This is a genomic window from Yersinia massiliensis, assembly GCF_003048255.1.
GTDB classification, from domain to species: domain Bacteria; phylum Pseudomonadota; class Gammaproteobacteria; order Enterobacterales; family Enterobacteriaceae; genus Yersinia; species Yersinia massiliensis_A.
In genome coordinates, this window is record NZ_CP028487.1 from 423,334 (window position 1) to 448,341 (window position 25,008).

The window sequence follows — 25,008 nt, forward strand, 5'->3', positions numbered from 1 at the left end:
ATGAACAGCACCACCTTTATTCGCCTGCGCTTTGCTTTTAAGCTGAGTTTTGCCATTGTCGCAGCGCTGTTTCTTGGCTTTCATTTGCAGTTGGAAACACCACGCTGGTCGGTGCTGACGGCTGCGATTGTCGCCGCGGGTCCCGCTTTTGCCGCTGGTGGTGAACCCTTCTCTGGTGCGATTCGCCACCGTGGCTGGCTGCGTATTATCGGGACGTTTATCGGCTGTATTGGCGGATTGGTCATTATCGTGCTGACCATCAGAGCGCCCGTCTTAACGCTAATGCTGTGTTGCTTATGGGCCGGTGTGTGTACTTGGATCTCATCACTGGTTCGCGTCGAAAACTCCTATGCTTTTGGTCTGGCCGGTTACACCGCGCTGATTATCATCGTCACAACCGGTGAAACGCCACTATTGACGCCGCAGTTTGCGGTTGAGCGCTGTAGCGAAATTGTGTTGGGGATCGTCTGCGCCGTGATGGCGGATTTACTGTTTTCGCCGCGTTCAATTAAGCAGGATATTGATCGGTTGGTGGATAAGGTGCTGGTGGATCAATACCAATTGCTGCAACTGTGTATTCGCCCCGCCGAAAAAACGGAAATCGATCGCGCTTGGAATGATTTGGTCAAAAACACCACCGCGCTCAATGGGATGCGCAGCTATTTGATGATGGAGTCATCTCGCTGGCAGCGTTGTAATCGCCGCTTGCGAGTATTACATACCGAATCCCTCGCCTTGATCACCCAAGCGTGCGAGAGCTATCTGGTACAGACTTATCATCCGGATATTCTGACGCCTGAGCTGAAAAGCATGTTGAGCGAGCCCGCATCGACACCTGCTGAGATTCATCAGCGGCTGAAAAAGTTACGTCAATTTATTGGGGCGAGCCACAGTGAGGCCATCCCTCAAACTATCAGTAGTTGGGTAGGAGCCGCGACCCGCTATTTATTGCTCGCGAAAGGGATTCATACCAACAGTAGTATCAGTGCTGTAGAGGAAGAAATTCTATCGAGAGAAGTGCCTGTCAAGCATGTTTCTGCCGAAGGCCATCATGCCATGATCAATGGATTGCGTACTGGTATCGCGACAGCGATCGGTGGGTTGTTCTGGCTATGGACAGGCTGGACGTCTGGCGCTGGCTGCATGGTCATGATTGCGGTGGTCACCTCATTGGCCATGCGTACGCCCAACCCGCGTATGGTCGCCATCGACTTCCTGTTAGGGGTGGTCATGGCGCTGCCGATTGGCGCACTTTACTTTATGTTTATTATTCCTGCCACGCAGCAAAGCTTGCTGCTGCTGTGTATCAGCTTGGGTTTACTGGCTTTTGTGATTGGTATCGAAGTGCAGAAGCGGCGTTTGGGGTCATTGGGGACATTAGCCAGTACCATCAATATTATGGTGCTAAGTAATCCGATGGAATTTAACGTGAGCTTGTTTCTCGACAGCGCGTTGGGGCAAATCGTTGGCTGCTTTGTCTCCCTGATTGTCTTGCTGCTGATCCGTGATAATGCCAAAGATAGAACGGGTAGAACGTTATTAAACCGCTTTGTTTATAGCGCGGTATCGGCCTTGACCACCAATCAAGCGCGCCGCAGCGAAAATCATTTACCGATGCTCTATCAGCAACTAAACCAATTATTAATGATGTTCCCTGGCGATATCGATAAGTATCGTCTGGCATTAACGTTGATCATCGCCCATCAGCGGCTTAATCACACCGAGATCCCCGCGAATGTTGAATTGAGTGCCTTTCATAAGCAAATTCGCTATACCGCCGATCGTGTTATTAATGCGAAGAATGATCAGAAACGGCGTTATTACTTTGCTCGGCTATTACAAGAATTGGATCAATACCAACAAAAATTATCGGATTATCAGTTATCTGATTCGATTACCCAACCCGTAAAACGGCTCGCGGAGATGTTGCACCGATATCAGAGTGCTCTTATCTAGTTAACGCTGCAAAGGGGGTAAGCTGTTCTCATCGCTTCTTCAAGGGCTATACTTCTATCAAACAATCTTCCCGCGCCCTTCACTGATGGAGGGCATTACTTCCCTAAAGGAGGTCGACAAGATGTCAGCATCACATTCCATCCAGAATCCATTACAGACCCAACAGCACAGCGACGGTGTTTACCACCTCGGCTATTTTGTGGGGGGTAAATGGCACCAAGCGCCAGACACGTTTGAGGTCCGCAATCCTGCCACCGGCGAATTAGTCGCCAAAGTGGCAAAAGCCGGCAAAAATGAAACCGAAGCCGCCATTCAAGCCGCCAGTGAGGCATTTCCTGCTTGGCGCAAAACACCGGCTAAACAACGGGCAGAAATTCTCCAGCGTTGGTATTTACTGATCATGGAACATCAGCAAGCATTGGCTGAGATAATGGTTTCAGAGCAAGGTAAACCACTAAAAGAAGCATTAGGTGAAGTGGCCTATGCTGCCAGCTTTATTCAATGGTTTAGTGAGCAAGCCAAACGTGCCAACGGTGAAATTATTCCTCCCGCCAAAGAAGGAGCGCGTATTTTTGCGACGCGCGAACCGGTTGGTGTTGTAGCGGCTATCACGCCGTGGAATTTCCCGCTAGCGATGCTGACCCGCAAACTTGGCCCGGCATTGGCTGCCGGTTGTACTGGGCTGATTAAGCCTGCCAATAACACCCCACTGTCTGCTTTCGCCTTACTGGCATTAGCCGAAAAAGCGGGCGTACCTGCGGGGGTGCTGAATGGTGTTGCCGGTGATACCCATGCTATCAGTGATGCCATCATGGCCAGTTCTGATGTGCGCAAAATCTCTTTCACCGGTTCCACTGAAGTGGGCAAAACCCTGATGCGCAATGCTGCCGCGACCATGAAAAAGATCTCGATGGAGCTGGGCGGCAATGCACCCTATATCGTGTTTGATGATGCTGATTTAGAAGCTGCAGTGGCGGGGGCGATGGCCTGTAAATTCCGCAATGCTGGGCAGGTCTGTGTCTGCGTCAATCGCTTCTATATTCAAGAGGGCGTGTACGATGCGTTTGTCAGCCGCTTGGCCGCTGAGGTCAAAAAGTTGAGAGTGGGCAACGGCATGGATAAAGACGTTGATATGGGACCATTGATTAACCTCGCGGGGCTGGAGAAGGTCGAAGATCACGTTAAAGATGCCCTCGAAAAAGGTGGCCGATTATTGGCCGGTGGTCATCGTCATAAATTAGGTGGTAACTTCTTCGAACCGACGGTAATTGCCGATGCTAACGAACAGATGAAAGTGGCTTCTGAAGAGACATTTGGCCCGTTGGCAGCATGCTTCCGCTTTAAAACAGAAGATGAAGTTATTAAGCGCGCCAATAATACGCCATTTGGGCTTGCGGCCTATTTTTACACCCAGAATCTGCAACGGGTATTTCGCGTGTCAGAGGCATTGGAAAGCGGCATGATTGGTGTTAATGAAAGCTCCGTATCGACGGAACTGGCTCCCTTTGGTGGTGTGAAAGAATCCGGTCTGGGCCGCGAAGGTTCAGTGCTAGGATTAGAAGAGTTTATGGAAGTTAAAACCCTGCATTTAGGCAATCTGTAAGTCAGATAAATGCGTCACTTTCATTGCAACCGTGGGGATGTAAGCGATCACTATGTGCAGTACAACTGTTTTTGGACGCTTAAGGGTTAAGGAAGGCCATGATGAATAAACGGATTATCACTATTTTAGGCGCGGTACTGCTGCTGCTCGTCGCCGCCATGCAAGGTTTTGATGGTGTCACTGCGCGTGATATTGGTCAATCACCCGATCTGGCGCGCCCATCGGTATCGACACCGGTATCTATCGAGCAATTAACTCAGCATAAATCGGTGGTGGAATACTTACAAAAACACCACCGGCTGCCGGATTTTTACATCACCAAGCAGCAGGCCCGCCAAAAGGGCTGGGATCCTAAGGAAGGGAATCTGTGTCAGGTACTGCCGGGGCGCGCAATTGGTGGCGATCGTTTTTCTAACCGTGAACGTCAACTGCCTGAGGCCAAGGGGCGTAACTGGCGTGAGGCTGATGTGAATTATCGCTGTGGTCACCGTGGCAGTGATCGGTTGTTGTACTCAAATGATGGCCTGATTTATCTGACTCAGGATCACTACAAGCATTTCATTCGGATGGAGTGAGAAAATGGTAAAAGTGGTATTCGATTTTGACCATATACCTGATTTCCCTGCATTTTACCGTGATTTTGCTCAGAAGTTTTCCCTGAGCGAAGATTTTGGCGCGAATTTGGATGCGTTGTGGGATGTCGTAACAGGCGAGATAGCATTACCGGTAGAGATTGAATTTATTCATTTCAATCACCGCCGGAAACGCCGATTTGGGGCGATAGTGTTGTTGCTCGAAGAGGCAGAAGAAGAGCTGGCAGGGAGTCTGCGCTTTAATATTAACTAGGCCACGTTCCCTTGCCATCTTTAACTCTACGCGCCGCCCATAGCCAAGCGGCGGTGACAAACGCCTAAATGAATAGGCACTGTCTATGACGTCATTACTGCTGCTTTTCTGCCAGTTCACGCAGATATTGGAAAATCTGGCGATAGGACTTCGGCGGCTTATTGGCGGCTTTTTCTTTTTGGGCGTTACGCACCAAGCTACGTAGTTGCTGGCGATCGGCGTCTGGATACAAATCCAATACGGTTGGGATCGCATCATCACCTTCTTCAACCAAGCGATCACGCAGTAGCTCTAGCTTATGGAACAGCGAAACTTGTTGGTTATGGCGGTTTTTCAGTTTATCGAGAGCAGTTTGAATTGGCTCGACATCACGGGCGCGTAACATTTTACCAATTAACTGAATTTGGCGACGGCGACCTTCTTTTTTGATTTTCTGCGCCAGCTCAATCGCCGCCAGCAGATCTTCATCTAATGGGATCTTCTCTAGCGCGTTTTTACCCAGCTCAACCAGCTCGGTACCGAGATCTTTCAGTGCTTCGGCATCACGCTTGATTTCACTTTTACTGACCCAGATAATCTCATCATCATCGTCATTTTTATCTTCTGGGACTTCGTCTAGCCAGTCTTCGGGCTGTTTGTTCATGGTCAAATTCCTTAAAAAGAGGCTAATCGTAGCAGGTTGTTTGCTTTCTGCGAAATTGTACAAAGATCTCTGATAGACTCAAAAGTATGGCGTTCTCTATTTTATCCGTGTAAGTCGTCGTATTACGACACTTTCCTGAACGATTATCTCATTAATTATGGCAGATAGATGAAAGTAGTCACTCAAGTTGCAGAACAGCGTAAAACGCTGGAACAAGCCGTTGCACAGGCTTTGGAATTGGCCCGCGCCGGTTCCGATGCGGCCGAAGTAGCCGTGAGTAAAACCACCGGAATTAGCGTCAGCACACGCTTTGGTGAAGTGGAGAACGTGGAGTTCAACAGCGATGGTGCGCTGGGAATTACCGTTTATCACCAGCAGCGTAAAGGCAGTGCGTCTACTACCGATTTAAATCCAGATGCTGTCGCGCGTACCGTGCAAGCGGCACTGGATATCGCTCGCTACACCTCACCAGACCCTTATGCAGGGCCAGCAGAGAAATCGCTATTGGCTTTTGATGCGCCGGATCTGGATTTGTTCCATCCGAGTGATTTGGATGCTGAGCAAGGTATCTTGCTGGCGGCCAGAGCAGAACAGGCTGCATTGCAGGCCGATAAGCGCATTACCAATACGGAAGGTGGCAGCTTTAACAGCCACTATGGCATCAAAGTTTTTGGTAATAGCCACGGCATGTTGCAGAGCTATTGCTCCAGTCGTCATTCGCTCTCGAGCAGTGTTATCGCCGAGCACAATGGGGATATGGAACGCGATTATGCTTATACCATTGGCCGCCGGATGGAGGATTTAGCCAACCCTGAGTGGGTGGGTGAAGAGTGTGCCCGCCGCACGTTATCTCGCTTGTCTCCACGTAAGCTGCCGACGATGCAGTCGCCGGTGCTGTTTGCCGCTGAAGTGGCTACTGGTTTGTTCGGTCATTTGGTGTCAGCCATCAGCGGCGGTAATATTTATCGCAAATCCACCTTCTTGCTTGACCATCTCGGCCAGCAGATTATGCCTGATTGGCTGACCATCGAAGAACATCCGCATTTGTTACGTGGCTTAGCATCGACGCCATTCGACAGCGAAGGTGTGCGCACGTTACAACGAGAAATCGTCAAAGATGGGGTGCTGCAAACTTACCTGCTGACCAGCTATTCATCCCGTAAGTTAGGGCTGCAAAGCACAGGGCATGCAGGGGGTATCCATAACTGGCGCATCGCCGGTCAGGGGCAGGATTTCGCCGGTATGCTCAAGCAGTTGGATAAAGGCTTAGTAGTGACTGAATTGATGGGCCAAGGCGTCAGTACTGTTACCGGTGATTACTCACGTGGTGCTGCAGGTTTCTGGGTCGAAAACGGTGAGATTCAGTATCCGGTCAGTGAGATTACCATTGCCGGTAATCTGAAAGACATGCTGCGCAATATTGTGAGCGTCGGCAGTGATATCGAAACGCGCAGTAATATCCAATGCGGCTCTGTCTTGTTACCTGCCATGAAGATTGCAGGCGAATAATACCCTTCCTGTCATTTTCTCATTCCATTCTCCGCCTGTAGCAATACGGGCGGCTTTGTGTGCTCATTTCTCTGACATGGTAATCTTCCTCCGTTCAAGTGGATGTTTTATAGTCAAAAGAAATGATAATGCCAGTATTGATGCGGGGAAGTTCAAAGATGATTGTGATGCCAAGCACGTATAGCCCAGCCACTATTGCCCGGGAATTTAAGGTCATCCATGAATTTGAATTATTCGGTATGGAATACGCCGTTGTATTTGATATCAAAGTCCCTAAAGCCGCCATTATCCGTTTAAATACAGAAAGTTTTAATGGCATACCTCGTCATCGGGTTATTGCGGCTCTGGATCTGGTGGCCAAGCAGGAGTTAGGTCATAACGTCATTTCGGTTCATCGTTTTTGGCAGGATTCTGCACTCTTTCAAGTAGAAGGAATGGTGATTGATTTGAATGAGCGGGGCAAAGGGTTGGCTACGCTGCTCTACGAGGTTTTAGTGCTCAAGTGCGGCCTAATCTTAATGAGTGATAATAAGCAGTATGAGGCGGGTCAGGCTCTTTGGCAGAAGATAGCTCGTGAGTCAGACAAGTTGGCTGTGTTTATATTAGATTCTGAGGCAGGCAAATTTTACCCCTATAGCGGTGACCGAGTTCCTTACAACGGCACCAGTATCCCAGAAGAGAAAATCTGGAGCAGACATCCGGATACGTCGAAATGGGGTGTTATCTTAATCGCTGAAAACAGAGAAAAAATCGCTGCCTATTGCTGATCGCGAGCAACCCATCCCTTTTATTTTCCCGTACAACGCTGACTTTCCCAACTGACAACAAATAATCATTGTCAGTTTGGTCTTCTATTGCCTATGTTCAATATGAGCAATGTACTAATGAAGCAATAGACCAATAAGCAGTATTTCAATAACTATAAACCTACCCAATGGCTTAGGTGGCTGTATGCAACATGGCATGCTAAGCCTGATGGGGATAGAAGGAATGTGAGCATGGGTAAGAAAATGATGGCGTTAGTAGCGGCGGTGTTACTCAGCACCAGCACGTTAGTTATGGCCGCCAGTGTGGCAGACAACATGGACACGATTGCCGAGAATTACGGCAAAGTATTGAAGGCAGATTCGACAGATGTCATCAAAAAAGGCCTCGAGGCGATGCGTGTAGCCGCGCAGGATGCGCAAAAGGGCATTCCAAGCAAATTGAAGAGTAAAGGCGAGGGAAGCGCGGAGGTGAAGGATTTCCGCCATGGCTTGGACTTACTTATCGGCCAGATTGATGGTGCGCTGGCATTAGCGAATCAAGGCAAACTGGATGAAGCTAAAAAAGCAGCCCAAGACTTTAAGGCGACCCGTGATACCTACCACAAAAAATACCGCTAACAGACGTAAAGAGGGTAATGGCCACAGGCTGTTACCCTCACAACATATGCATTGATGCTTTACCCGCACCCACCTGCACTGTCATCTTTCGTTGATGCCTGATTAACGGTGGAATTCGCCCGCAGCTTCTGGCTGATACAGCAATTCCAGCACGGTAATACGGGTTTCGTCGCCACCAGGCAGTGCCCAACTGATTTCATCATTGACGTGCAACCCGAGCAATGCTGCACCTAACGGTGCCATAACGGACAATTGCTCATTGCTGTCTTTCAGCGAAGCAGGGTAAACCAGTGTGCGGATATGCTCTTCCTGATTACTCAGATCGCGAAAACGCACGCGGCTGTTCATGGTCACCACATCCGCCGGAATGGCATTGGGTGGCAAGATCTCTGCGCGATCCAGTTCTTCATTGAGCGCTTGTGCGACCACAGTACCGGCAAAAGCCGGTTGCGCCAGTAACGCATCCAAACGTTCAGCATCCAGCTCGTTAATCGTGATGGTTGGCTTGGTCATACCACTCTCCAATTCAATTTAGCAAACAACACAAAAGCAACACCCCCACGCCATAGGAGAGGGGGTGTTAGAAAATAGCTTAATAATAAACTGATATTAGGCGCTTCCGGCTAGAAAAGAAAGAGATCAGGATCACGAACATTTTCCGCCACAGGGAATCAGCGAGTATTCATATTAAAAGTTATTTTGTTGTTAATGATTAAGTTAGCTCTGTTATCACCTATTTTGCGAATGTGATCCCCCCACGACATGATATTTCCACTTTGAACTGGAAAAAATGCCACTACACACCTATTCGGCTTGCAGGTAGGGTGATGTCATCGCGCAGAGGGAAGGTAACGGAACCTATCTTTGTCGTCAGAAAGTTTTTTCGGGAAAAAGAGATAGAGGATTGCCAGCGTGAATGATGTAGCCGCAATGAATGCAGCCGAGGAACCGCAAGTGGACGAAGCCAATATCATCACTGAACGGGTATTAGCTGAAATTACGGCAATGCTAAATGCCGAAAATATTTTTACTAACGATGTTCAGCAACAAATGCTGACATCACATATTCGGGCAATGGTACTGCGTTCAATAACCGGCGAGCCATTACCTGAGGTCGATAAATCATTATTTGATGAAATTTCTACGCATTCGATGCAAATGGCCCAGCAAGTTGTCGACAAGTTTGCCAACTTACCGATTGAAGAAGCTTATCTACTGTCGGTGCATTTCGAAGTCGCGAAAGATAATAACCCCTAAAATACGAATCTGGAGAAGAAACTATGAGTCAAATTACCGTTGTGATTGGCGACCGTTTAGGAAAAGGCCAGAAAGTAGGACAAGGTGTTGAATTGGCTGGTGGCCGCGTGGTGGTTATTCCCGGCGTTGCCGCTGACATGAAACTGGGCGATGTGATGAATAGCGAACAAGCAGATTTCGGTATTTCATTCTGTGGTAGCGGCGGTGCAGGCGCGATTACAGCCCAAAATAAATATGGTTACAAAGCGAAATACGGCATGCGTTCAGTTGAAGAAGGTGTGACGGCAATAAATGAAGGCTGCAAGGTATTAGGCTTCGGATTTATGGATAAAGAAGAGTTAGGGCAAAAATTAGTGGAAGCCTATATCAAGAAATATGGTCAGCCGTAATGAAAGAGCAATACACCACTCAAGTGCAGGTCAAAGGTAAAGGCGATACCAAAGGTAAAGCTTTCGCGAATGCGCTGGGAAATGTCCAAAATACAGTGCTGAAATCGACACAAAATATTCTGTTACGCATTGAACCACAAGACGTAAAAGTATTACGCGCTGAGTTATCGGTGAAGAAAGAGAAGTTTTTATTCTTCTTTCTGGCACGTGAAAGAAAAACCTACAGCGTGGAATTAGATATCACGGTGAACGTGACAATGATTGACACTGATAAAGTCGCCTTCATTACTAAATAAGCAGTCTTTGTCGGTCAATATTGTCTTGATAGCTCAATAAAAATGAATGCCTTTGTATTTGTTTTTACCGCGTGCGGTCACTTCAATTACTTAGGGAAAACTAACAAATGAAAGGATATGTTGATGTTTCTAATTATTCTTTTTAAGTCGATTATTATCGGCGGACTGGTTGGCGTGGGGGTTGGTGTTGGGGCCGCCCGTATGTTCCATGCGCCGACAATACAAGGAATGGGTGCATTTCGTACCTTGGGCGAGTTGAACTCGTGCGAGGGTGATCCAGCATCGCATTTCTCCTTCGGGCTCGGCTTCTTCTTCAACGCTTGGGCTTCATCGGTCGCCGCTGGGGCGTTCACTCAGGACGTTGACCACCGCATCATTCCTAACTGGGGTGCCGCCGCATTGATGATAAAAAATCGCAATGTCGCGGAAACCATGCATAACCCGAAAAAGATGGCGATTGCCTGCGGCATTATCGGGATTATTGTTGTTAGTTTCCTTAATACCACGGCGTCAGCGGTACCAGCCGCATTGCAGGTAACGGCGATTAAAGTCTTAGTCCCTGCCGCCAATATTCTGGTTAACACCGTGATGCCTGTTATTTTCTGGTTAGCTGCGATTGATGCTGGGCGTCGTTCTGGCTTCTGGGCCACGATATTTGGTGGTTTAGCACAGCTTATTATGGGGAATGCCGTTCCGGGCCTGGTACTGGGTATTTTAATCGGTAAAGGCGTTGAGGAAAGTGGTTGGAATAAAGTCACGAAAATCATGATGACAGTGATTGTGCTGCTATTTGTGCTCAGTGGTTTCTTCCGCGGATTTGATATGAAGTTATTGGAGTCATTCAGTCTGGGTGTCCCTATGTGGCTCGATACCATTCATAACGCATTGAGCGGAAAATAACAGAGCGAGAGGAGCTTAATGATGGATGAACAAACCAAGAATAATTTCTGGTATGCCGACTGGTCCTTTCCGATTTTTGTAGGACTGTTATCTTCCGGCGTATTTGCGGGTACTCATATGTATTACTTATATGGTATCGGCGCATTTAACGAAGTGGCATTTGTTTCTATGCTACGTGCAGGTATGGATACCGGTGTTTATGGCGCGGTAGCGGCATTTGGTGCCAGCTTCTTATTCGCTCGTATCATCGAAGGTTCATTGGTCGGTATTTTAGATATCGGCGGCGCGATTCAAACCGGTGTTGGTTTGGGTGTGCCGGCATTATTACTGGGGGCAGGTTTTGTCTTCCCAGTGGCTAATTTTGCCGCATCACTGGTAACTGGCTTAATCATTGGTCTCGCCATTGGTTATCTGATTATTTTGGCGCGTAAATTTACCATTAACCAAAGTGATTCGACTTACGGTGCCGATGTGATGATGGGGGCAGGTAACTCATCAGGCCGTTTCTTAGGGCCACTGATTATCCTGTCTGCGATCACTGCATCTATTCCGATTGGGATTGGTTCTCTTGGCGGCGCATTATTGTTTTATCTGTGGAATAAACCGATTACCGGTGGTGCAATTTTAGGGGCCATGATTTTAGGGTCAATTTTCCCGGTCGCGATTTCTTGAACATCGGGGTAAATATTCGAATTACCGGATATTTACCCCGCAGCCATACCAAGCAAGTAGGGTATTACGGAGAATAAAGATAATGCATGACTTTATTATCACTCGAGCAGTATTGGTTGATGGCCGTCAGGTTGATATTGCAATCAATGATGGGAAAATCACGGCGGTGAGTGCAGCTTCCTCGAATGCTGAAAATAATCCAACAGGCTCTTCTTTTTATCCGGCTAAAAAAGTACTGGATCTGGCGGGGAAATATTACCTCAGTGCTGGATGGATTGATTCCCATGTTCACTGTTACCCCGCCTCACCTATTTATCACGATGAAGCTGATTTAATTGGTGTTGCCAGTGGCGTGACCACCGTGGTAGATGCGGGCAGTACCGGTGCGAATGATGTTGATGATTTCTATCGGCTGACCCGTGCGGCGAAAACGCATGTTTACGCTTTTCTGAATATTGCCAAAACTGGCATCGTGACACAAAACGAATTAGCCGATATGGCGCAGATTGATAAGCAAAGTGTCAGCCAAGCGATAGCGCGTAACCCCGGTTTTATTATTGGCATTAAAGCGCGGATGAGCAGCAGCGTGGTGGGCCAAAATGGTATTAAGCCCCTCATTCGAGCCAAAGAAATCCAGCAAGAAAACCATCAATTACCGCTGATGGTGCACATTGGGAATAACCCGCCGGATCTGGATGAAATTGCCGATTTATTGACGCAAGGGGACATTATTACCCATTGCTATAACGGCAAACCTAACCGCATTTTAACCCCCGCTGGTGCCTTGCGTGAGTCTATCCAGCGCGCATTAAAGCGTGGCGTGTTGTTGGATGTGGGCCATGGCAGCGCCAGTTTCAGCTTTGATGTTGCCGCGCTAGCCATCAAGCAAGGCATCTACCCGCATACCATTAGCTCCGACATCTATTGCCGCAACCGCATTAACGGGCCGGTTCACAGCTTGGCGACCGTGATGTCCAAATTCTTCACTGTCGGTCTAAGCTTGGAACAGGTTATTGACTGCGTGACACTGAATGCCGCGCAAGCGCTGCGCTTGTCCCAAAAAGGCAAACTGGCAGAAGGCTATGACGCTGACCTGACTATTTTTGAGTTGAAACAGCAACCTCAGGTCTTTAATGATTCGGAAGGTAAATCGGTTACCGGTGAGAAATATCTGGTGCCACTGGCCGCTGTGGTCGCCGGTGACGTCGTGTTAACTGACGAAGGGAAGTCAAAAGATGTCTTCAGTTTATGAAAAATACCAGTTAAAACAGGTTATTAATGCATCTGGCCGTATGACGATGCTCGGTGTTTCAACGCCACGACAAGATGTGGTTGATGCGGTGGAATTAGGCCTGAACCATTACTTTGTCATGAAAGATCTGGTGAATAACACCGGTGCTTACATTGCCAATTTATTGAATGTTGAGAGTGCAGTGGTAGTGTCCTGCGCTTCTGCGGGGATTGCACAATCTGTCGCGGCCGTCATCGTGAAAGATGACGCGAATTTGCTGGTCAATCTCCATGCTGCACCTCGTACCGTGCCTCACGAAATCGTGTTACCGAAGGGCCATAACGTTAACTTTGGTGCGCCAGTCGATACCATGGTGACACTCGGTGGCGGTAAAGTTGTGGAAGCCGGATACGCCAATGAATGTTTGCCGGAACAGCTTGAAGCCGCGATCACGCCAAATACAGCGGCTATCTTGTACATAAAATCCCACCATTGTGTGCAAAAAAGCATTTTGTCTGTTGAGCAGGCAGTGGTGATTGCCCGTAAGCATCAAGTCCCTCTGATAGTTGATGCGGCAGCGGAAGAAGATTTGCTGTGCTACTACCAAATGGGCGCTGACTTGGTGATTTATAGCGGGGCCAAAGCCATTGAAGGGCCAACCAGCGGGTTGGTTCTTGGCAAGAAAACCTATGTCGATTGGGTGAAGTTGCAATCAAACGGCATTGGACGTGCGATGAAAGTCGGTAAAGAGGGGATCCTCGGCCTGACTCGCGCGATTGAAAGCTACATGACACTGGAAAAAGAGACTGGGCAGCAGATGGTGGCGAAGATGGCACCTTTCATTGCACAGCTGAATACCATCGACGGCGTATCAGCCCAAGTGGTCTGGGATGCTGCTGGGCGCGATATTGCTCGCACAGAAATCAGTTTTGATGAGGCCAAGATTGGCCGCTCAACACCTGATCTGGTGGATGCGTTAAAAAATGGCGATATCGCTATTTATTTCCGTGCTTATAAAGCGAATGAAGGCAAAATTGAGGTGGACGTTCGCAGCGTCACGGCACCGCAACTTGAGACAATTTACAGCTGCATCAATCGCTTGGTGAAGGGAGCCTAACTCATGAAATTGACCCCAAATTATTACCGTGATCGGGTGTGCCTGAATGTGCTGGCCGGTTCAAAAGAGAATGCGCGTGAGATCTATCAGGCGGCCGAAGGCCATGTGCTGGTGGGCGTATTATCGAAAAATTATCCCGATGTCGACAGTGCCATCAAAGACATGCGTGAATACGCCGCACTTATCGATAATGCCTTGTCTGTCGGGCTGGGGGCGGGCGATCCTAAGCAATCGACCATGGTCAGCCAAATATCACAGCAGGTTCAACCGCAGCATGTGAATCAGGTCTTTACCGGTGTCGGCCCAAGCCGCGCGTTGTTGGGGCAACAGGATACCGTGGTGAACGGCCTGATTTCGCCAACCGGCAAAGTGGGCTATGTGAAGATTTCTACTGGCCCGCTCAGCTCGCAGCAAAAGGACGCGATTGTTCCCGTGACGACTGCCATTGCCATGTTGCGTGATATGGGCGGCAGCTCCATCAAATTCTTCCCGATGAACGGATTGGATTCTATCGAGGAATACCGTTTTGTGGCTGAAGCTTGTGCGGCGACCGGTTTCTGGTTGGAACCGACGGGCGGTATCGATCTGGAGAACTTCGAACAAATCGTGCAAATTGCACTGGATGCCGGTGTGACGAAAATCATCCCGCACATCTACAGCTCGATCATCGACAGTAAAACGGGTCATACTCGTCCAGAAGATGTGAAAACCTTATTGGATATCGTGAAGAAAATTGTGGTCTAACATTTTATGCTGCGACCCTGAAATGAAGTGAGAGACGCCCCCTGCGCACATGCTGGCAGGGGCGCTGAATGACTTAAAAACAGCATGCTTGAATAACGGAGTGGAGCAGTGAGATTTCCCTATCAACGTCTGGCCTATATGTTCGATGCATTGCAATCGGAAACGCTACCTCAAGATGAGTTGGCGAAGCGTTTTGCAGTCTCGACGCGGACTGTACGGGCAGATATTACGGCGTTGAATGAAGTTCTTGAGCATTATGGCGCACACTTTGTGCATAACCGTGGTTTTGGTTATCGGTTAATGATCGATGATGCTGAACGCTTTCGGGCGCTCCAACCGCAAAATCGTAAAACCCATTTGACCCCACGTACTGCCCATGAACGAGTGCATTATCTGTTAATCCGTTTTCTGACCTCCGCCTTTTCATTGAAGCTCGAAGATTTAGCCGATGAATGGTTTGTCAGCCGTGGCACGCTGCAAAATGATATGGCTGAGGTGAGAGAAAGGCTAAATCGCTATCATCTGACGATTGAAACCAAACCTCGTTATGGCATGAAGTTGTTCGGGACGGAATTATCTATCCGTACCTGTCTCACTGATCTTTTATTCCAATTACAACTGCAAGATGCCGATAACCCATTATTAAAAAACGAATTTCTCAGTATTCAGGCTATTCCTGATTTAACTGAACAGCTCCATGAGCTGTTGGATCAATATGCGGTGCGGTTAACCGATGAAGGTGAGCAATACTTGATTTTCTACTGTGCGGTAGCTATCAAACGCATCACCGACGGTTACCCATTATCCGATTTTGACGCTGAAGATGTCGATGAGGCGGTGAAACTGGCTTCAGCTCGCTTGGCGAGTGAGCTTAAATTACTGTCTGGTAAAGATATTTCAGCGGCTGAAGAAGCTTACCTACGGGTGAATATTGCGGCGCGTCGAGTGCAAGCCAGCCAGCCCAGTACCAGCCGCCCGAGTGAAATCAATGCCGACGATGAAGAGACGCTGGTGGATTACATCCTCTCTTACATTAACGCGCACTATAACTACAATTTGCAGGGCGATAAGCAGCTACGCAGTGATTTGCTCACCCATATCAAAACCATGATTACGAGGGTGAAGTATCAGATAACCATTCCTAATCCATTGTTATCCAACATCAAACAGCACTACCCGATGGCCTATGATGTGACACTGGCGGCGGTATCCAGTTGGGGGAAATACACCCCTTACAGCTTGAGCGAGAATGAAATTGGCTATCTGGTACTGCATATTGGGGTAGGGCTAGAGCGTCACTACAATATTGGATATCAGCGCCACCCGCAGGTGATGCTGGTGTGTGATACCGGCAACTCGACCACGCGAATGATTCAGGCCCAGATTTCCCGTAAGTATCCGCAAATTGTGATGACACAGACTATTTCTCTGCGTGATTATGAAGTTCTCGACCATATCGACGAAGATTTCATTATTTCTAATTCGCGATTAGCGGAAAAGAACAAGCCGGTGGTGGTGATGTCACCGTTCCCGACGGAGTATCAGTTAGAGCAGTTAGGCAAATTGGTTTTAGTGGATCGCACTCGGCCATACATGCTGGAGAAGTTTTTCGACAGCAATCATTTTATGATTATCGACGAGCCGATGACGCAGGCGCAGTTATTTGAAAAAGTCTGCGGCGAGTTAGAAGCTGAAGGTTTCGTTGATGCTGATTTTTACCCGTCAGTGGTTGAGCGGGAAGCGATTGTCTCGACCATGCTAGGCGAGGGGATCGCGCTACCCCATTCGTTGGGTTTATTGGCGAAGAAAACCGTGGTCGTCACCATGTTAGCCCCCAATGGGATTGCTTGGGGTGATGGTGAAGTGGCTTACGTTATTTTCTTGCTGGCTATCAGCAAGACTGATTATGAAGAAGCAATGGCGATTTACGATTTGTTCGTGACCTTTGTGCGGGAGCGGTCGATGAGTCGTTTATTGAGTAGTCAGCATTTTGATAGTTTTAAGGCTATTGCGATTGATTGTTTGAGTCGCATTTAGGGGGATCAAGGTTTGGTGATCGGTTCGGTTGTAATAGCTTCAGTGTTCACCTTGGCTGCGATAGATCGGATCTGGTTTCGGTTGATATTCGCTCAGTGATCACTTTGACTCCGCCGCCTCAACCGAGTCGGGCCGCAGGGCGGCGGCCCAACACCCGCGCCTTTGCGCGAAATATTGTGGCTTCGCCATCCCCTCCGGCAGCTCGCAGGCTTATCGAACCGGCGCTGACTCGCTCCCAGCTCGACAGCCCCTTTCGCCGCGTCCATGCGGCTCATTCGGCCTGCAATCTTTGTCGGCAATTTTTCTGATTGCGCTCAAGGTCAAAAGACCCAAGACCCAAGACCCAAGACCCAAGACCTAAAAGTCATGGTGTTGACCTTGAAGTTTAAAAGCACATTTGAGCTGCCGAGCGAAGAGAGAAGGCAAGGAAAACGGGCAGGACGCCCGTTTTAGGCGTCGCGCGGAGGGACCCGCGTAAAGCCGTCCGTCAGCCGAAACGATAAGTGAGGGAACCTGCGAAGCAGGCAAGCGATGCGTGCGCAAGCGCGGGTATCCAAAGGGGCCACGCTCATGGCCCATTTGGCGGTTGAGGCATCAGAGCCAAGGTGATCGCCGATCTCATGTCAACCGAACCGATCACCAAACCGAATTGAGTCGATCACCGAATATCAACCAAAAACGTGATCTCCCCTTACTGCCACCCATATCTCCTCACAAACCACCCTTTCACCAACTGCGTCGTCACCATATAACCCAGCAAAATCACAATCAGCCATGGGAAGTAAGACAATGGCAGCGCCTGTAATTGCAAGAATCCCGCCAACGGAGAGAAGGTCAACCCAATACCGATGGCGACTACCGCCAGTGTCATCAAACACAGCGGCCAAGAGGCGCGGCTTTGGATAAATGGAATCTTACGAGTACGAATCATATGCACAATCAATGTCTGGGACAGCAACCCCTCAACAAACCAACCGGATTGGAACAGTGTCTGCATCTCCGGCGTATTCGCCTTAAATACCCACCACATCAAACTGAAGGTCAAAACGTCAAAAATGGAACTGATCGGCCCAAAGAACACCATAAAGCGCCCTAAATCACCGGCGTTCCAACGCTGTGGCTTCGCCAATTGCTCTTCATCGACATTATCGAAGGGAATGGCAATCTGTGAGATATCGTACAGCAGGTTTTGAATCAGCAGATGCAAGGGAAGCATCGGCAGGAAGGGTAAAAATGCGCTGGCAATCAACACGCTAAAAACGTTACCAAAGTTAGAACTGGCGGTCATTTTAATGTATTTCAACATGTTGGCGAAAGTACGACGCCCCTCAATGACTCCTTGCTCTAGAACCATCAAGCTCTTTTCCAGCAAAATGATATCGGCAGCTTCTTTGGCGATATCCACGGCTGAATCTACAGATATCCCGATGTCTGCCGCCCGCAGTGCGGGCGCATCGTTGATGCCATCGCCCATAAAACCGACCACATGGCCCGCTTCCCGCAGGTTTTGTACGATACGCTCTTTGTGCATTGGCGTGAGTTTGGCGAAGACAGTGGTGGTGCGAGTGGCTTCAGTCAGCTCTGCTTCTGTCATCTGCTCAATATCATTGCCACGTAACACCCGCTCGACAGATAATCCGACATCTTTACAGACTTTACGTGCCACTAACTCATTGTCACCGGTCAGAATTTTGACATTAACGCCATTTTTTTTCAGCGCTAATAACGCCGGTGCTGTGCTCTCTTTCGGTGGATCGAGGAAGGCAATATATCCTTCTAAAATCAGGTCGTATTCATCGATAACCGCGTAATCCCGCTGATAGGCAGGCAAAACGCGTGTGGCGACGGCAACCACCCGCAGCCCTTGCTGGTTCTGCTCATCGGTAATGCGGCGAATACGCGTCAGCAACGCGTCGGTCAGAGGAATAACGTCATCCCCTTGGCGGACATGGCGGCAGATCGAGAGCATTTCTTCGAGCGCGCCCTTACAAATCAGCTCGTGATAATCCGACTTATCGCTGACGACGACTGACATGCGGCGGCGTTCAAAATCAAAGGGGATCTCATCGATTTTACGGTAACCCGCGAGCGTGGCGGTGGCTTGAGATTCAGTGGCGGGCTCCGACATCGAGGACAGTACGGCGACATCCAGCAAATTTTTCAGCCCAGTCTGGTGGTAGCTGTTCAGCCAAGCGTAACGCAGCACTCGCTCACAATTAGCACCGAACACATCGGTATGGCTTTCCAGCACGATTTTATCTTGGGTAAGTGTGCCCGTTTTATCGGTACACAGAATGTCCATCGCGCCAAAGTTCTGAATGGCATCCAGTCGTTTGACGATCACTTTCTGCTTCGACAGCTTTACCGCCCCTTTTGCCAGCGTCGAGGTGACGATCATCGGCAACATTTCTGGGGTTAAACCTACTGCAACGGAGAGTGCGAACAGTGCCGCTTCCCACCAATCACCCTTAGTAAAGCCATTGATCAGCAGCACAATGGGCGTCATCACCAGCATAAAGCGGATCAGCAACCAACTGACTTTACTGATACCACTTTGGAAGGCATTGGGCTGTTCATCTTGATGAGTCACCCGTTCAGCCAGCAGGCCAAAATAGGTCTGATTGCCGGTGCCAACCACAATGGCTAATGCGGAACCGCTGACCACATTTGTGCCCATAAAACACAAAGTATCGCGTTCCAGAGGATTTTGCTCGTCACACTCACGGCATTGCGCCACTTTCTCAACCGGCAGCGATTCACCGGTCAAGGCGGCTTGGCTGATAAACAGGTCTTTTGCCACTAAAATGCGCAAATCTGCGGGGATCATGTCGCCGGCGGATAGCTTAATGATGTCACCAGGGACGAGTTGAGCGATAGGCAGCTCGTAGTGCTCACTTTTCCCCGTATGGGCATCGCTGCGGATCACGGTAGCGGTATTGCTGACCATCGCCTTTAACGCATCCGCTGCACGGCTTGAACGGGCTTCCTGAATAAAATGCATCAGGGTGGAGATCAGCACCATGGCCCCAATCACCAGTGCGGCGGTCAGGTCTTCGGTGGCATAGGAGATCAGCGCCAGAATGGTGAGCAACAAGTTAAAGGGGTTGCGATAGCAGTGCCATAGGTGAACCCACCAGCGGGTAGTTTGCTGATTTTCAATCACATTGTGGCCAACATTGAGGCGAATCGCCTCGGCTTCCTGCTCGGTCAACCCTTCGGGATGGCTCTGAAAACGCTGATAGAGCTGCTGTGGCGTTTCATTGGCGCACAGCAAACGCTGCTGCGTTAATGCGGCGGGCAGATCTTTGGCCGTACTTCCCTGTGGCAAACCTTCTAGCATGGTTTCCCGACGGATCAGGCGGCGGGGCAGGCTACGGCTCAAGGTATTGAGCAACTGCCGAGTGAAATTTTTAACGTGCATGGTTCAAACCTTACTGTCATGTCCTGAAATCGTGTCGGGGCGATCTCAGGTTGCGCTCACGGCAAACCTGCCGTAGAGAGAGCAAAAAACATCATCAGCAGAAACCTGCACAAGAAAAGTGCGCAGTGACTGCCTACCAGATTTTTCCGGTAAGGCAATCACGTTAGACGAGGAATTACCTTAGCGGAGGCACCCGTAGGGTGCGGATGAGGGAACAGGGTCCACTGGGTAATTAACCTCCGGTCAGAGAAGAAACGCTTTGTTTGAGCATTATGCGTAAGCTCGAACAGTTAGACAGACATTAAACGGCATCACTATTTTTGATACGGCAAAAAACACCCTAGCGGAGGGGGAGTCCGTTAGGGTGGCTACAGGCCGCCGAATCATTGGGATATCATGCGTTGAGTCTGATTCTACGCATGCTATGCTTCCCTCAATACCAGCAAATATAAATAATCAGTTTATTATATGTTTCTAAACCTAAACATTAGGTAAACCATGCAAAACCGTTTGACCATTAAGGACATTGCCCGCATGAGTGGAGTTGGAAAATCCACGGTTTCACGGGTATTGAATAACGAAGGCAGTGTCAGCCCACAGACGCGTGAGCGGGTTGAAGCTGTGATTCGCCAGCAAGGTTTTACGCCATCAAAATCAGCCCGAGCGATGCGAGGGCAGAGTGATAAAGTGGTGGGGATTATTGTCTCCCGTTTAGATTCACCGTCTGAAAATCAGGCGGTGCGCACCATGCTGCCACTGTTCTATCAGCAAGGGTATGACCCTATTTTGATGGAAAGCCAGTTCGATCCCGCATTGGTCAGCGAGCATCTGCATGTGCTGCAACAACGTCATGTGGATGGGGTGATCCTGTTTGGTTTCACGGGGCTAACTGCAGAGATGCTCTCACCGTGGCAGGAAAAAATGGTGGTATTGGCGCGGGAATACGCGGGTTACTCTTCGGTTTGCTATGACGACGAAGGCGCAGTGCGCCTGTTGATGGATAAGCTACGTCACGCTGGGCATCGTCATATCAGCTATATCGGCGTACAACCTTCGGATGCCACCACCGGTATGCGGCGCCATCAATCTTATCTCGATTACAGCCAGCAGCATGGCTTGATACCCACGGTCGCACTGGGGGAGTTGAGCTACCAGAGTGGCTTCCAACTGGCTCCACAGGTGATAAAACCAGATACGTCGGCGCTAGTGTGTGCGTCAGATACCATCGCCATGGGCGTGAGTAAGTATTTACAGCAACAGAGCCTGCAACATATTCAGGTCTGTGGCATCGGCAACACGCCACTACTGCACTTTCTGTTCCCCAATACGCTGTCAGTTGAGCTGGGGTACGGCACTGCTGGCACCAAAGCGGCACAACAACTGCTCGGCCAACTGAGTCATCAGCAGCCCATTCAACAGATTATTATTCCCGGTCAACTAGCCTGACGGCCATTTTTCTTGCCGAGATCCTATCTTGTTTCGTGGGATCGTTCGGCAATCAAACGCGAATGCCCCACTGTGCCTTTACCACAAAAAGTGGCCAATTTGTGATCTTCAACCCAAGTTGGGAACGTTCCCATTCCATAAAAATGAATACATAGCTAATCTTTAGTTAGTTGAATATTTAATCGGCTATGGTTTTAGTACGGACGACGTTTTTCATGCCGACAACCATTTCACGTTTTTTATTCAAGTGTGTCCTGACCGATTAAAAGAACAGACAACTTAGCCTGCTATCCCACCTTCACGAAAGGTACGTTGAAATGAGCAAAGTCAAACAACAAGACATCGATCAATTGATCGTACTGGTGGGAGGCAGAGAGAATATTGCCACCGTCAGTCACTGTATTACCCGACTACGTTTTGTATTAAATGACCCGTCGAAAGCCTCGCCAAAAGAAATTGAAAACTTATCGATGGTCAAAGGCTGTTTCACCAATGCTGGCCAATTTCAAGTGGTTATCGGGCCAGAAGTCGATGATTACTACCAAGCACTGATCGCCAAGATTGGCCAAAATGAAGCGGACAAAGAGCAAACCAAACTGGCGGCACGCCAGAATATGACGTGGTTTGAGCGCGGCATTTCTCACTTTGCTGAGATCTTCTTCCCGCTGTTACCGGCTCTGATCAGCGGGGGGTTGATCCTCGGTTTCCGTAACGTGATCGGTGATATCCCGATGACAGACGGCAAAACGCTGGCGCAGATGTATCCCGCATGGAAAACCATTTATGACTTCCTCTGGCTGCTGGGCGAAGCCATCTTCTTCTATCTACCAGTGGCTATCTGTTGGTCCACGGTGAAGAAAATGGGCGGCACGCCAGTCTTGGGGATTGTGCTGGGTATCACCTTGGTTTCTCCGCAACTCATGAATTCTTATCTGTTGGGTCAACAAATTCCTGAAGTATGGAATTTCGGCTGGTTCACCATTGAGAAAGTGGGCTATCAAGCGCAGGTCATCCCTTCAATTCTCGCGGGTTTGGCATTGGGCTGGATTGAAACTAACCTGAAGAAAATCATCCCCGCTTATCTGTATCTAGTCGTGGTGCCGGTGGTTTCATTGCTGTTAGCGGTGTTCCTGGCTCATACGCTGATCGGGCCATTTGGCCGTATGATTGGTGATGGGGTGGCATGGGGCGTGAAAGGGGTGATGACGGGCAGTTTTGCACCGATTGGGGCTGCGCTGTTTGGCTTCCTATATGCACCGCTAGTGATCACTGGTGTGCACCAAACGACGCTAGCTATCGATATGCAGATGATTCAGAGCATGGGTGGCACACCTGTCTGGCCACTGATTGCACTGTCTAACATCGCGCAGGCGTCTGCGGTTCTGGGCATCATCATCATTAGCCGTAAGATTAACGAGCGTGAGATTTCAGTACCGGCAGCCATTTCAGCCTATCTCGGTGTGACCGAACCGGCGATGTACGGTATCAACTTGAAGTATCGCTTCCCCATGCTGTGCGCCATGATTGGCTCGGCCTTGGCGGGCCTGATTTGCGGGTTAACAGGCGTGATGGCGAATGGCATTGGTGTCGGCGGTTTACCGGGGATTTTATCCATTCAGCCGCAGTTCTGGGGTATCTATGCCTTGGCAATGCTCGTGGCGATTGTGGTGCCATTGATACTGACGATTATGGTTTATAAGCGTAAAGAGAGTCGTGGCGAACTGCCAGTCTGAGTCATGAAACGCCGTGAGTGGTCATTCACTGGCGGCGTTGTTTTCCCCTTTTCTGTTTTTCTATGAATAAAGAGTCTGCTATGAATAATCCTATCCCTTGGTGGCAAAACGGCGTCATTTATCAGATTTACCCGAAGAGTTTTCAGGATAGTACCGGTAATGGCTACGGCGATCTGGCGGGTGTGACGCAGCGTTTGGACTACTTGCAAAAGCTGGGTGTTGATGCGATTTGGCTGACACCTGTGTATGTCTCGCCGCAAGTGGATAATGGTTATGATGTGGCTGATTACTGCGCCATTGATCCCGCTTACGGCACATTGGACGATTTCAAGCATCTGGTGACCCAAGCCCATCTGCGTGGCATTCGTATCGTCATGGACATGGTGTTTAACCACACTTCTACTGAACACGCTTGGTTTAAAGCCTCACAGGATCCGAGTAGCCCTTATCGCCAGTTCTATATTTGGCGCGATGGTGAAGGCGATAACTTACCCAATAATTGGCGTTCGAAATTTGGCGGTAACGCTTGGCAATGGCATGCCGACAGCGGCCAGTACTACCTGCATCTGTTCGCGACTGAACAAGCTGACTTGAACTGGGAGCATCAGCCAGTACGTGATGAACTGAAAAAAGTATGCGAGTTCTGGGCGGATATTGGTGTTGATGGCCTGCGATTGGACGTGATCAATTTAGTGTCGAAACAGCAGGATTTCCCTAATGATTATGAGGGAGATGGCCGCCGCTTTTATACTGATGGCCCCCGTATCCACGAATTTTTACAAGAAATGAGTCGTGATGTCTTTCAGCCTCGAGGCTTGATGACGGTCGGTGAAATGTCTTCGACCCGCCTTGAACATTGTCAGCGTTATGCGGCTTTGGGGGGGGATGAACTGTCGATGACGTTTAATTTTCATCACCTGAAAGTGGATTATCTCAACGGCGAGAAGTGGTCGCTGATGCCACCGGATCGCATTGAGTTGAAGCAGATCTTTAACCAGTGGCAGCAGGGGATGCATAACCGAGCATGGAATGCCTTATTCTGGTGTAACCATGACCAACCACGCATTGTGTCGCGCTTTGGCGATGAAGGGGCATTGCGCCTACCGTCCGCCAAGATGCTCGCGATGGTGCTGCATGGCATGCAGGGCACGCCGTATATTTACCAAGGTGAAGAGATTGGGATGACCAATCCTAACTTCACCTCGATTAACCAATATCGGGATGTCGAAAGTTTGAATATGTATCGTGAGCTGAGTGCCGAAGGGCGCGATTCTGACGAGTTATTGGCGATTCTGGCTGCGAAATCCCGCGATAATGGTCGAACACCGATGCAATGGGATCACACTCTCCATGCTGGTTTTACCCAAGGCACGCCGTGGATCGAGCCTTGCAGTCATTATACTCGAGCGAATAACAGCGATATTCGAACGGATCACCGTGATGAGATTAACGTTGTGGCGGCATTGGCAGATCCTGATTCTGTGTTTTACGCCTATCAGTATTTAATCGCATTACGTAAGCAACACCATGTGTTCACGTTGGGTGACTATCGGGATCTTTGTCCGCAGCACCCTGATTTGTGGTGTTATTTACGCAGTTGGCAAGGTCAGCAGTTATTGGTCGTGGCCAATTTGAGTGATAAGCCACAGGCATGGGAGCCTGAAGGGGTTGAGCTGGATGGCCATTGGCAGTTATTAATGAGCAGTTATGGCGAGAGCGCTTTCCAGCCGCAGAAGTTAGTGCTGCGGGCTTATGAGGGCGTGTTTTGGATTCGGGGAGAGGACTGAGCTGAGTAGATTTTGGATTGAAACTGGATTCGGTTG

22 protein-coding genes are annotated in these 25,008 nt (G+C 49.2%); 19 read left to right on the forward strand and 3 right to left on the reverse strand.

The genetic code is table 11. The features are described from left to right. The 4 genes from aaeB to DA391_RS01905 all read left to right on the forward strand — a co-directional run bounded on the left by aaeB (window position 1) and on the right by DA391_RS01905 (window position 4,405). On the forward strand, window positions 1–1,956 hold the full coding sequence (aaeB, locus tag DA391_RS01890; protein WP_050872862.1) for a p-hydroxybenzoic acid efflux pump subunit AaeB: 1,956 nt from the start codon (window positions 1–3) through the stop codon (window positions 1,954–1,956). Window positions 1,957–2,077: 121 nt separating this feature from the next. Further along, window positions 2,078–3,559 carry an NAD-dependent succinate-semialdehyde dehydrogenase gene (locus tag DA391_RS01895; protein WP_108087292.1) on the forward strand — a complete coding sequence of 494 codons (1,482 nt, stop codon included), beginning with the start codon at window positions 2,078–2,080 and terminating at the stop codon, window positions 3,557–3,559. Between the two features lie 101 nt (window positions 3,560–3,660). Next, entirely contained in the window at window positions 3,661–4,134 is a 474-nt protein-coding gene (locus DA391_RS01900; protein WP_050082860.1) for a ribonuclease, read from the forward strand. Between the two features lie 4 nt (window positions 4,135–4,138). Further along, window positions 4,139–4,405: a barstar family protein gene (locus DA391_RS01905; protein WP_050082859.1), complete on the forward strand. Its 267-nt coding sequence runs from the start codon at window positions 4,139–4,141 to the stop codon at window positions 4,403–4,405. A gap of 94 nt (window positions 4,406–4,499) precedes the next feature. Here DA391_RS01905 and yjgA read toward each other — a convergent pair whose 3' ends face one another. After that, a complete protein-coding gene (gene yjgA / locus DA391_RS01910) occupies window positions 4,500–5,048 on the reverse strand; it encodes a ribosome biogenesis factor YjgA (protein ID WP_019212395.1) in 549 nt (182 codons plus the stop codon). 168 nt (window positions 5,049–5,216) lie between these two features. Here yjgA and pmbA point away from each other — a divergent pair, with 168 nt between their 5' ends. The 3 genes from pmbA to cybC all read left to right on the forward strand — a co-directional run bounded on the left by pmbA (window position 5,217) and on the right by cybC (window position 7,942). After that, window positions 5,217–6,557 (forward strand): metalloprotease PmbA, encoded by a 1,341-nt coding sequence (gene pmbA / locus DA391_RS01915; RefSeq protein ID WP_049609786.1) that lies wholly within the window; start codon window positions 5,217–5,219, stop codon window positions 6,555–6,557. 122 nt (window positions 6,558–6,679) lie between these two features. Further along, window positions 6,680–7,324: a hypothetical protein gene (locus DA391_RS01920; RefSeq protein WP_050082855.1), complete on the forward strand. Its 645-nt coding sequence runs from the start codon at window positions 6,680–6,682 to the stop codon at window positions 7,322–7,324. A 231-nt stretch (window positions 7,325–7,555) separates the two neighbouring features. Next, window positions 7,556–7,942 (forward strand): cytochrome b562, encoded by a 387-nt coding sequence (cybC, locus tag DA391_RS01925; protein WP_050082852.1) that lies wholly within the window; start codon window positions 7,556–7,558, stop codon window positions 7,940–7,942. 102 nt (window positions 7,943–8,044) lie between these two features. Here cybC and rnk read toward each other — a convergent pair whose 3' ends face one another. Continuing rightward, window positions 8,045–8,455 carry a nucleoside diphosphate kinase regulator gene (gene rnk / locus DA391_RS01930; protein WP_019212399.1) on the reverse strand — a complete coding sequence of 137 codons (411 nt, stop codon included), beginning with the start codon at window positions 8,453–8,455 and terminating at the stop codon, window positions 8,045–8,047. A gap of 399 nt (window positions 8,456–8,854) precedes the next feature. Between rnk and DA391_RS01935 the strand changes: the two genes are divergently transcribed. From DA391_RS01935 to DA391_RS01975, 9 genes are all read left to right on the forward strand, one after another. Then, window positions 8,855–9,199 (forward strand): PRD domain-containing protein, encoded by a 345-nt coding sequence (locus DA391_RS01935; protein ID WP_019212400.1) that lies wholly within the window; start codon window positions 8,855–8,857, stop codon window positions 9,197–9,199. A 23-nt stretch (window positions 9,200–9,222) separates the two neighbouring features. Further along, the gene (locus DA391_RS01940) at window positions 9,223–9,588 is read left to right on the forward strand and encodes a glycine-rich SFCGS family protein (protein ID WP_005271418.1); all 366 of its coding nucleotides are present in this window, start codon (window positions 9,223–9,225) and stop codon (window positions 9,586–9,588) included. Further along, complete coding sequence (locus DA391_RS01945) at window positions 9,588–9,884, forward strand: DUF4312 family protein (protein WP_050082849.1); 297 nt, start codon at window positions 9,588–9,590, stop codon at window positions 9,882–9,884. The genes DA391_RS01940 and DA391_RS01945 overlap by 1 nt, the downstream gene beginning before the upstream one ends. Before the next feature lie 123 nt (window positions 9,885–10,007). Beyond that, complete coding sequence (locus DA391_RS01950) at window positions 10,008–10,784, forward strand: DUF4311 domain-containing protein (protein ID WP_019212402.1); 777 nt, start codon at window positions 10,008–10,010, stop codon at window positions 10,782–10,784. Window positions 10,785–10,805: 21 nt separating this feature from the next. Then, window positions 10,806–11,456: a DUF4310 family protein gene (locus DA391_RS01955; RefSeq protein ID WP_019212403.1), complete on the forward strand. Its 651-nt coding sequence runs from the start codon at window positions 10,806–10,808 to the stop codon at window positions 11,454–11,456. 82 nt (window positions 11,457–11,538) lie between these two features. Further along, window positions 11,539–12,708 carry an amidohydrolase/deacetylase family metallohydrolase gene (locus DA391_RS01960; protein WP_108087293.1) on the forward strand — a complete coding sequence of 390 codons (1,170 nt, stop codon included), beginning with the start codon at window positions 11,539–11,541 and terminating at the stop codon, window positions 12,706–12,708. Further along, the gene (locus tag DA391_RS01965; protein WP_050286657.1) at window positions 12,692–13,804 is read left to right on the forward strand and encodes a DgaE family pyridoxal phosphate-dependent ammonia lyase; all 1,113 of its coding nucleotides are present in this window, start codon (window positions 12,692–12,694) and stop codon (window positions 13,802–13,804) included. The genes DA391_RS01960 and DA391_RS01965 overlap by 17 nt, the downstream gene beginning before the upstream one ends. A gap of 3 nt (window positions 13,805–13,807) precedes the next feature. Beyond that, window positions 13,808–14,548: a 2-dehydro-3-deoxy-phosphogluconate aldolase gene (gene dagF / locus DA391_RS01970; protein ID WP_108087294.1), complete on the forward strand. Its 741-nt coding sequence runs from the start codon at window positions 13,808–13,810 to the stop codon at window positions 14,546–14,548. Between the two features lie 108 nt (window positions 14,549–14,656). Then, on the forward strand, window positions 14,657–16,585 hold the full coding sequence (locus DA391_RS01975) for a BglG family transcription antiterminator (RefSeq protein ID WP_019212407.1): 1,929 nt from the start codon (window positions 14,657–14,659) through the stop codon (window positions 16,583–16,585). Window positions 16,586–17,276: 691 nt separating this feature from the next. Here the strand turns inward: DA391_RS01975 and mgtA are convergent. Next, window positions 17,277–20,006 carry a magnesium-translocating P-type ATPase gene (gene mgtA, locus DA391_RS01990; protein WP_108087295.1) on the reverse strand — a complete coding sequence of 910 codons (2,730 nt, stop codon included), beginning with the start codon at window positions 20,004–20,006 and terminating at the stop codon, window positions 17,277–17,279. A 498-nt stretch (window positions 20,007–20,504) separates the two neighbouring features. Here mgtA and treR point away from each other — a divergent pair, with 498 nt between their 5' ends. The 3 genes from treR (at window position 20,505) to treC (ending at window position 24,972) form a co-directional block, all read left to right on the forward strand. Beyond that, window positions 20,505–21,452, forward strand: a complete 948-nt coding sequence (treR, locus tag DA391_RS01995; protein WP_050082841.1) for a trehalose operon repressor TreR — start codon at window positions 20,505–20,507, stop codon at window positions 21,450–21,452. A gap of 317 nt (window positions 21,453–21,769) precedes the next feature. Further along, a complete protein-coding gene (gene treB, locus DA391_RS02000) occupies window positions 21,770–23,185 on the forward strand; it encodes a PTS trehalose transporter subunit IIBC (RefSeq protein WP_049609824.1) in 1,416 nt (471 codons plus the stop codon). 80 nt (window positions 23,186–23,265) lie between these two features. Then, the gene (gene treC / locus DA391_RS02005) at window positions 23,266–24,972 is read left to right on the forward strand and encodes an alpha,alpha-phosphotrehalase (protein WP_050287496.1); all 1,707 of its coding nucleotides are present in this window, start codon (window positions 23,266–23,268) and stop codon (window positions 24,970–24,972) included. Window positions 24,973–25,008: the final 36 nt, after the last annotated feature.